This window comes from Gottfriedia sp. NPDC056225 (assembly GCF_042267765.1).
Taxonomy (GTDB): domain Bacteria; phylum Bacillota; class Bacilli; order Bacillales; family Bacillaceae_G; genus Gottfriedia.
This window is the reverse complement of the sequence record NZ_JBHJTJ010000134.1, coordinates 1-1,539: the sequence shown is the minus strand read 5'-3', so window position 1 is coordinate 1,539 and position 1,539 is coordinate 1. Positions and strand designations below refer to the sequence as shown.

The following is a 1,539-nucleotide window of genomic DNA, read 5'->3' as shown; positions in this document are numbered from 1 at the left end:
ATTTAATTGCTTAACTTGTAGATAAGATGTGCAACTTGAAAGGGGATTAAAAATGAAACAATCGCTGTTAGAGGAAATTAACAATTTTTCTTTATATGGTGAACATACGGATTACTTTGATTACTTAGCAAGTGGAAAAGATGGAGATGTATACTCAAGAAATCAGTACGTTATTAAAGTATTTAAAGCAGATGGAAAAAGTCGTGATGATGGGATAAAACTACATCTACTTGAGAAAAGCATTTATTATCCTAAAGTCCATGCCTTTACAAATGACTATATGGTAAGTGATCGGGTAATTGGAGAGACTTTGTATGACTTAGTTGGGCATGACAAAACTATACAAAAACAGTTTGAAAAAGAGATTAATCAAGCTGTTATTGATGCTCAAAAAGTAGGATTATATGCATTTGATTTACATAATCACAATTTAATGTTAACAAATAATGGTGAAATTCGAATTGTTGATGTAGGTCGATTTTCGTTTGAGATTGATACACATCAATTAGGTTTTTTTAGGTCCTTATTTGGCTCTAGTTCTAACCGACGTCACCGTAAGCATAAAAAACGACATCATCACTCTTCATCAAAAGATTTTTATAAACATTCTTCATCTTCTAGACGATATCATCGTAGACATTCACATTCTAGTTCTAATAGCTCATACTCTTCTTAAAAAAGTCCAAGTGTAGGTAAAGAAGTCTTCTTAATATCTAAAAATAGAGGTTTAAAAACACTACTCAAATACCAGTAGATCAACAATACTCCTCGAAATAAATAGAGGCCACTTATTAGTCAAATACACTGACTATTAAGGTGGCCTCTTAATCATGTTCAGCTTTGTATATTAAGTATTATAATGGAAAAACTAACCAGTATTATTATAAATATTGGAGGTTTCAAATGTTTAAATTTTTTATTACGGTAATAGTATTCACATTTATTAGCTTACCCTTCAATCATATTTTGGAAGCAGAGGCAAGTGTTTTGTCAAAAGAGATGTTAAAGAAAGAAATTGAAAATTATGGTGAGAAGGAAACGAACAAGATTCCAGTTGCTTATAGTAAAAAAGATGCACTAAAAAATGGAGATGTAATTGTTAAAGGAAAAAATACAAATCAAAATGCACAGATTAAACGATTTGTTAACAATGTAAAAAATAAAAAGCCAGACTTTATTCGATTTGTCGAATTTACAACGAAAGGTGATCCCGTAATTACCGAATATCAATTTAATGGAAAATTAATTTATTATCGATTTGATAGTTCTAGAGTGCAATCTGATAAGTATAGAAAAGGTACGTTTGCAATGGGTAAATTTGTTGCAGCTACAAAAGTTTTAGAAGATTATTGCCAAAAAATTGTCGTAAATTCAAAAGATTCTTATTTAACGAATTGTTATCATTTCGATAAAGTTGAATTTTAATCTTTAAAACGTCGGTTAAAAAATCGACGTTTTTTATTTTGAGGAAATTTCATTTACCGTATTAATAACCAAAAAAGAATATAAACAATAGAAATTTCATATACCGTAATATAC

The 1,539-nt window shown here is 29.2% G+C and carries 2 protein-coding genes; both read left to right on the top strand.

What is annotated here, in order from left to right:
* The first annotated feature begins 52 nt into the window (after positions 1-52).
* Entirely contained in the window at positions 53-676 is a 624-nt protein-coding gene (locus ACFCYN_RS25410; protein WP_375952966.1) for a serine/threonine-protein kinase, read from the top strand.
* A 227-nt stretch (positions 677-903) separates the two neighbouring features.
* Complete coding sequence (locus tag ACFCYN_RS25405; RefSeq protein ID WP_172444537.1) at positions 904-1,425, top strand: DUF4362 domain-containing protein; 522 nt, start codon at positions 904-906, stop codon at positions 1,423-1,425.
* Positions 1,426-1,539 lie beyond the last annotated feature (114 nt).

Excerpts from the sequence above, each read along its gene's own strand:
- ACFCYN_RS25410 (WP_375952966.1), top strand. The coding sequence starts at position 53 with ATGAAACAATCGCTGTTAGAGGAAATTAACAATTTTTCTTTATATGGT.
- ACFCYN_RS25405 (WP_172444537.1), top strand. The coding sequence starts at position 904 with ATGTTTAAATTTTTTATTACGGTAATAGTATTCACATTTATTAGCTTA.